The organism is Dokdonella sp., assembly GCF_049593775.1.
Lineage (GTDB): Bacteria > Pseudomonadota > Gammaproteobacteria > Xanthomonadales > Rhodanobacteraceae > Dokdonella.
Genome location: NZ_JBAWHJ010000283.1, coordinates 1 through 7,202, shown reverse-complemented (window position 1 = coordinate 7,202; position 7,202 = coordinate 1). Strand labels below are relative to the sequence as shown.

Genomic DNA, 7,202 nt, shown 5'->3' with positions numbered 1-7,202 from the left:
CACCGTGCGCCGGCGCTCGTTTTCGTGTTCGGTGTCGATGTAGCGCCCGCTGATCCGGTCGATCCGGTAAAGAGTAGGTGCGCCCAGCATGACGGCTCGCGGCTCCCACTTGATCACGCGCGCATCAAGCTGCCACTGGTCGCCATTCAGTTCGAATCCGCGATGGCTACCATCGGGAAAGTCGATCCGCACGGAAAAGCGTTGCGGCTCGATCTGGCGCGCCTGAATCAGGGCGAGGGTGGTTTCTTCGGTCAGCCTGCGATAGCCGAGCAGGGCCGTTGCCGAAAATGCACCGAGAAGAGCCAGCAGTACGAACACGAGTACCCACAGCGTGCGATGGCAGGCGGAAAAGCGGTGCCGCTCGCGCCATCGTCGGCGCGCACCGACGCCGTTGATCAGCGCAAACAGCGCGCAGAATCCAGCGAATATGTAGAGCGCAATGAGGATCGGTGTCAGCGGCATGGCCCGAGCATACCTTCTTGGCGCAAGGTCGTGCGCAGTCAGCCCTGAGCCAGGTCAGAGTTCCTTCATGAAGGTGGTCCGGCGCTATACTCAAAATCGAGAACCTCCGGACCGAGCCCTTCCATGCGACGCATCTCCTGCCTGTTGTCGATCCTCCTGCTTGCTGCCGCGCTGTCGGCCTGTGGCGCCAAGGGGGAACTGGTCAAACCCACGCCCGAGCCGGCCAATCCTGCGCCGACCTCGGACTGAGGCCACACGACTTGGCCCTGGCCTTCTCCAAGATGCACGGCATCGGCAACGATTTCGTCATCGTCGATTGCCGAACCCACCCCTTTCGTCTGGACACCGACGCTATCCGGCGCCTCGGCGATCGACATACCGGTGTCGGTTTTGACCAACTGCTGAGCATTGAGCCAAGCACGGACGAGGGCTGCGCCTACGCCTACGGGATCTGGAACACCGACGGATCTCGTTCCGGACAGTGCGGCAATGGCGTCCGCTGCGTTGCGGCCTGGCTGGCCCGTGATGGCGCACTTGGTGATGGCCCGGTCAGCCTGATGAGTCCATCCGGCCCGGTTGGCGTGGAGATCCTGCCCAATGGACGTGTTCGCGTAGGCATGGGCGAACCTCGGTTTGCGCCTGCCGCTCTACCGCTGGACATGCCGCGCGAACTCGATCGCTACTCCATAGATCTACTCGGGAGATCCGTGGAATTTGGTGCTGTCTCGATGGGCAATCCGCACGCGGTCATCGAGGTTGACGATATCGGATCCGCCGCGGTTGACGTACTGGGTCCCCAGATCGAGCACTCGGGCGCATTTCCGCGCGGCTGCAACGTGGGCTTTGCCCGTATCCTGTCGAAATCGGAAATTGAGCTGCGCGTCTGGGAGCGCGGTGTCGGCGAAACGCTGGCCTGCGGCACTGGTGCCTGCGCTGCAGTTGCCGTATTGCGTCAGCGCGGCAAGCTGAGTGACGAGGTCGTGGTCAGCCTGCCGGGCGGCGTGCTCGAAATACAATGGCAGGGGCGCGGACATTCCCTGTGGATGACTGGCCCGGCAACATTTGCATTTGAAGGAGTTTGGCATGAGTGAGTTGAGCGTAAAAGACGGCCTGAACGCGATGGAGGTCGCCAGCTACCTGCGACGCAACTCGGATTTTCTCAAGGAGTTTCCCGACATCGCCATGTTGCTGCGCCTGCCGCGCGAGCAGGGTCCGGCGGCCTCGCTGGCCAGCTATCAGCTCGAAGTGCTGCGCGACAAGAACAACGAGCTGTCGCGTCGCCTGCATGACCTGATTGAAATCGCGCACGAGAATGAAACCCTGATGGTGCGCGTGCATACCCTGACGCTCTCGTTGATGCGGGCAGCGAGCCTGGCAGACACCGTCAAGGGCGTGGTCGCCAGCCTGACCGAGGATTTCCACACCGACCTCGTCCGTGTCGTGTTGTTCCAGGGTGATCCGGATCTGCCTGCTGCTGACTGGTTGCTGGTCGAAGCCGATGGCGCTTCGTCGATGCCGGCATTCACCGATTTTCTCAGGCGTGGCGAGCCACTCTGCGGTCGCCTGCAACAGGACAAGCTCGATGCCCTGTTCGGTACTCGTGCCGAAGAGGTACAGTCAGCCGTGCTGCTCTCCATAGGTGAGGTTGGCATGCTTGCCATCGGAAGCCACGATGCCAACCGCTTCCATCCAGGCATGGGCACCGTATTCCTGCGCCTGATCGCCGAAGCCATGTCGACCGCCGTGAGTCGATACGCCGGCGACGATTGACATGACCGCGTCGCTCGGCAGCGCGGTGGATCGCTATCTCGGCTATCTGCGCGTGGAGCGACGTTACTCCGCATCCACGCTCGACAACTATGCCCGCGCACTGACGAAGTTGGTCGCCCACGCGGATCGACTCGGCCTGCAACACTGGAGCGACTTACGCAGCGCGCAACTGCAATCCTTGCTCGCCGAGCTGCATCGCGGAGGTCTGGCCCCGGCCAGCCTCGGCTTGTTTCTATCCTCCTGTCGCAGCTTCTTTCGCTTTCTCGCCCGTGACGGCGAAGTAAAGGTGAACCCGGCCGTGGGCGTACGTTCGCCGAAAATTCCGCGCAAGTTGCCGAAGGTACTCGATGCCGACGAGATGGGTGCATTGCTCGAGTTTCCGACTGATGATGCTGAGGCCGTGCACGATCGCGCGATGTTGGAACTGCTTTATTCGAGCGGGCTGCGAGTCGCCGAGATCGTCAGCATTCGCTGGCGTGACCTGGACACGGGCGAGGGCATGCTCAGGGTCACCGGCAAGGGGTCGAAGACGCGCATCGTTCCGGTCGGTCGACAGGCCTTGCATGCACTTGATGCGTTGCGCGTACAGGATAGGGGTGGCGACGACGATCTCATCCTGCGTGGTCGCAACGGGCGCCCGTTGAGTACCAACGGAGTACGCACGAGACTCAAGCGACGCGCGCGCGACCAGGGCGTGTGGAAGCGCGTCTATCCCCACTTGCTGCGACACTCCTGCGCAAGTCACCTGCTCGAGTCATCGGGTGATCTTCGCGCCGTGCAGGAGCTGCTCGGCCATGCCGATATTGGCACGACGCAGATCTATACCCATCTGGATTTTCAGTACCTGGCCAAGGTTTACGATGCCGCACATCCTCGGGCGAAGAAGAAATCGTGATGTCGGCTTGAGAAAAGCCTGGCATTGCGCCCCAAAACGCCCGGCAGATGCATGGCCCGTCGGCTGGCACCGTAACTGCGGATAGCGGAATCGGAAGGCTTGCGTTCTCTTGCGCCTGATCCGACCCTGCAGGCTTGCACCGCCGTCTTGCTCGACTCCCTGGCTGGCGCAGCCGCGTGTTTCCACGCGGACGCACTCATCCTTTGCTCGCCCGCAGCCGTACGTTTTCGGAATTCTTCGTGAACGAATTCTGACAACGACGTGAACGTGAAATGGCCGCTTGATGTGCGATTCATCCTTGCCTTGGCAGGCTGTGCTCACCGCGAATTTGCTTCGCTGGCTACCAAAAACGTCAAGGAGAAATTTCTCATGAGTAATCCATCCATGTTCATGTCCGCGACAACCCTTATCGGCGACAACATCCGCAACGCGCAGGATGAATCGCTGGGAGAGCTGAAGGAAATCATGCTGAACACGACGAGTGGTGAGATTGCCTACGCGGTGGTTTCCTACGGCGGCATCCTCGGCTTGGGCGACAAGCTCTTTGCCGTGCCGTGGAAGGCGTTCACCATCGATCACGAGAATCACAAGCTGGTTCTCAATGTAAGCAAGGAGCGTCTCAAGGATGCGCCCGGATTCGACAAGGACCGTTGGCCCAACTTCGCCGACCCCTCGTTCGTGAGCAGCGTGGGGGCCTACTACGCCCGCTGATGACAATGCGACATCGGTGAAAACGGGGATCGGCACTGCGCCGATCCCTTTTTCGTGCCTGCACCCTCGCAAACGCCACGGAATCGGCCATTCATTCAGCGCCGCGAAGCATGAATTTTCCTCTTGATCCCTTGGAATGGCGGGTCTGGCCCCCAGATCAAGCGATCCCGGACGTATGTGGAAAATCGATGGAATCCTTTCACGCCACCACCATTGTTTCCGTTCGCCGCAACGGCAAGGTCGTCATCGGTGGGGATGGCCAGGTCACGCTGGGCAATACGATCATGAAGGCGAATGCGCGCAAACTGCGGCGCCTTGGCAAGGGCGACGTGCTGGCCGGGTTCGCTGGAGCAACCGCAGACGCGTTTACCCTGTTCGAATTGTTCGAGGCAAAGCTCGAACGATTCAGCGGCAATCTGACTCGCGCCGCCGTGGAAATGGCCAAGGACTGGCGCACCGACCGCCGCCTCGGTCGTCTCGAAGCCATGCTGGCCGTGGCCGACAAGGAAGTTTCCCTGCTGATTTCCGGCAACGGCGATGTCGTCGAACCGGAAAATGGCCTGATCGCGATTGGCTCCGGTGGCCCGTTTGCCCAGGCTGCGGCCAAAGCCTTGATGGAGAACACCGACCTGGATGCCCGCACGATTGTCGAACAGGCTCTCAAGATTGCCGGTGACATCTGCATCTATACGAACGGCAATGTGACGGTCGAAGAGCTGTAATCGAGAATGGGGAATCGTAGAAGCGAAGTCGCCGGCTCCGACTCCTTCTCCACCCTATCCTGATACTCGTTTTCCTGTCCTTGCTCCTGCCCCATTCCCCATTCCCGGCTCCAACCCATGCAATCTATGACCCCCCGCGAAATCGTCCATGAACTTGACCGCTTCATCATTGGCCAGAATGCGGCCAAGCGGGCGGTTTCGATCGCCTTGCGCAACCGTTGGCGGCGGATGCAGCTCGAGCCTGAGTTGCGCAACGAGGTAACCCCCAAGAACATCCTGATGATCGGGCCGACCGGTGTCGGCAAGACCGAGATCGCGCGACGCCTGGCCACATTGGCGAACGCGCCGTTCATCAAGGTCGAGGCGACCAAGTTCACCGAAGTTGGCTATGTCGGCAAGGATGTCGAGCAGATCATTCGTGATCTCGCTGAAGCCTCGGTCAAGATGGCGCGCGAGCAGGCCAAGAGTCGCGTTCGCTCGCAGGCAGAGGATCGGGCTGAAGATCGCATCCTCGATGCCTTGCTGCCGCGCCGCCAGTCGGTGGGTTTCGCCAATGAGCCCCTGCCAGCGGATGATCGCGCTGCCGACACGCGCCAGAAACTTCTCAAGCAGTATCGCGAGGGTCAACTCGATGATCGCGAGATCGAAATCGAGATCGCCCTCAACGTTGGCGTCGAAATCATGGCGCCGCCGGGCATGGAAGAGATGACCAACCAGTTGCACGGCATGTTCCAGTCGCTGGCCGGATCAAAGACGCAGAAGCGCAAGCTCAGCGTGGCCCAGGCACGGCCGCTGCTGATCGAGGAAGAAGCCGGCAAGCTGGTCAACGACGAAGAAATCAAGCAGCACGCGATCGACAATTGCGAGCAGAACGGCATCGTCTTCATCGACGAAATCGACAAGGTGGCCCAGCGCGGTGAGTTCAGCGGTGCGGGCGTCAGTCGCGAAGGTGTGCAGCGCGATCTGCTGCCTCTGGTCGAAGGTTCATCGGTGTCGACCAAGCACGGCATCGTCAGGACCGATCACATCCTGTTCATTGCATCGGGAGCGTTTTCGCTGGCCAAGCCGTCTGACCTGATTCCCGAATTGCAGGGGCGGTTTCCGATTCGAGTCGAGCTGACCGCATTGACCGCTGATGATTTCCGCCGAATCCTGAGCGAGCCGCAACATGCACTGACCAAGCAGTACACCGCCTTGCTGGGCACCGAAGGCGTCAAGCTCGAATTTACCGAGGAAGGCATCAAGCGCCTCGCCGAGGTAGCCTTCCAGGTCAACGAGAGCACGGAAAACATCGGCGCCCGGCGCCTGCATACCGTGCTTGAGCGTCTGCTCGACGAAATTTCCTTTGCCGCATCGGATCAGGAAGGTGGCGAGTTCATCATCGACGCCGCCTATGTGGACGCCCACCTGGGCGAACTGGTCAAGAACGAGGATTTGTCGCGCTACATTCTCTAGGAGCCCGGAGTGGGGAATGGAGGTTGGGGAGTGGAACGAGCAGTCCATGGCTGCTTTCTGCTTCCGCCTTGCTTGGACCCATTCCCTATTCCCCATTCCCAGCCTTCAGGCGATTCCCGGCTGCAAACTTGCAGCCACCAGCCATTCATCCGACCATAGACCTATGAGTACTGTTGTCCCGTTCAGATCCACTGGTGTCCGTGCCGTGTTGCGCGAGGCGTTTGAAGCACGCATTCCGATGCGGTTTGCCCGCGAAAAGATCCAGCCAGGCTGGATTCACGGCTATGTCATTGGGCTTTCCCGCGATTTTTGCCTGATTGCCGAGGTCGGAGACGCGATGCGTTTTGATGGCTATGTTGTTCTGACCATCGCCGACCTGAGCCAGATCGAGGAAGACCCGTCCAGGGAATTTGTCGAGAAAGCGCTGGCCATGCGTGATGAGGCGCTGACCATCCCGAAGGATTTTCCGCTCGACAACTGGACGGAGATCGCCGAAGCCGCCATGCGCATGGCACCCCTGCTCTCGATCAATGTGCTTGAGGATGAAGACGGCGAGGTCAGCTACATCGGACAACTGGTCGGTGTGGAAGGCGATGCCTTGCTGGTGCGCGAGGTGGATCCGAATGCGCACTGGCACGCAGATGCCGGCGACTACGGTTTCGACGAAATCTGTTCGATAGGGTTCGGCACCGGCTATCTCGAAGCGTTGTGGCTGGTCGCCGGATCACCGACCGGTCCGTTGAGCCCGCGCGTGCCGATTTCCGACTCGGTTCATTAGGACCCGGGGTGGGACTGTGTAGACAGGATGTCGAAACGAGCAGCGAAGCTGGCCCGAAGGGCGAGCCGCAGGAAGCGGCGAGTCAACAGGGAATGGAGAAACGCTAGATCAGCATTTCGCGACGTACCGCTTTCGCACTTGCCTGACCCACGCCATCGACGCCGACTGTTGGGCGCCGAAGGGGCGACCCTCGGCGGTTCATGCTATTTCTCTGCTTGGACCCATTCTCCATTCCCGTTTCGGGATTCCCTGAATCGACGCTGTGCCGCACGCGGCAGAATTTTACCCACCCCGAATTTCGAAATCCGAAGCCATGCCCACCCCGACCCAGATAATCCTGCACAAAGCCTCGCACGATCTTGAAGTGGGATTCGACGACGGGTTGGTGTTCCGACTGCCAGCCGAATAC

The 7,202-nt window shown here is 60.4% G+C and carries 8 protein-coding genes and 1 pseudogene; 8 read left to right on the top strand and 1 reads right to left on the bottom strand.

From position 1 onward, the window contains the following. Nucleotides 1–462, bottom strand: a pseudogene (locus WBP53_RS10080) (hypothetical protein); the annotation flags it as partial. 123 nt (nt 463–585) lie between these two features. On the opposite strand from WBP53_RS10080, the gene lptM reads away from it, so the two are divergent. The 8 genes from lptM (at nt 586) to WBP53_RS10040 (ending at nt 6,793) form a co-directional block, all read left to right on the top strand. Then, complete coding sequence (lptM, locus tag WBP53_RS10075; RefSeq protein WP_423928503.1) at nt 586–711, top strand: LPS translocon maturation chaperone LptM; 126 nt, start codon at nt 586–588, stop codon at nt 709–711. A gap of 11 nt (nt 712–722) precedes the next feature. Next, entirely contained in the window at nt 723–1,553 is an 831-nt protein-coding gene (dapF, locus tag WBP53_RS10070) for a diaminopimelate epimerase (protein ID WP_423928501.1), read from the top strand. Continuing rightward, on the top strand, nt 1,546–2,232 hold the full coding sequence (locus tag WBP53_RS10065) for a DUF484 family protein (RefSeq protein WP_423928499.1): 687 nt from the start codon (nt 1,546–1,548) through the stop codon (nt 2,230–2,232). The genes dapF and WBP53_RS10065 overlap by 8 nt, the downstream gene beginning before the upstream one ends. A gap of 1 nt (nt 2,233) precedes the next feature. Then, nucleotides 2,234–3,127, top strand: coding sequence for a tyrosine recombinase XerC (locus WBP53_RS10060; protein WP_423928497.1), 894 nt, complete (start codon nt 2,234–2,236; stop codon nt 3,125–3,127). A 369-nt stretch (nt 3,128–3,496) separates the two neighbouring features. Next, a complete protein-coding gene (locus WBP53_RS10055) occupies nt 3,497–3,838 on the top strand; it encodes a PRC-barrel domain-containing protein (protein ID WP_423928495.1) in 342 nt (113 codons plus the stop codon). A gap of 188 nt (nt 3,839–4,026) precedes the next feature. Then, nucleotides 4,027–4,560 carry an ATP-dependent protease subunit HslV gene (gene hslV / locus WBP53_RS10050; protein WP_423928493.1) on the top strand — a complete coding sequence of 178 codons (534 nt, stop codon included), beginning with the start codon at nt 4,027–4,029 and terminating at the stop codon, nt 4,558–4,560. A 117-nt stretch (nt 4,561–4,677) separates the two neighbouring features. Beyond that, a complete protein-coding gene (hslU, locus tag WBP53_RS10045; RefSeq protein ID WP_423928491.1) occupies nt 4,678–6,015 on the top strand; it encodes an ATP-dependent protease ATPase subunit HslU in 1,338 nt (445 codons plus the stop codon). Nucleotides 6,016–6,178: 163 nt separating this feature from the next. Then, on the top strand, nt 6,179–6,793 hold the full coding sequence (locus tag WBP53_RS10040; RefSeq protein WP_423928489.1) for a hypothetical protein: 615 nt from the start codon (nt 6,179–6,181) through the stop codon (nt 6,791–6,793). Nucleotides 6,794–7,202: the final 409 nt, after the last annotated feature.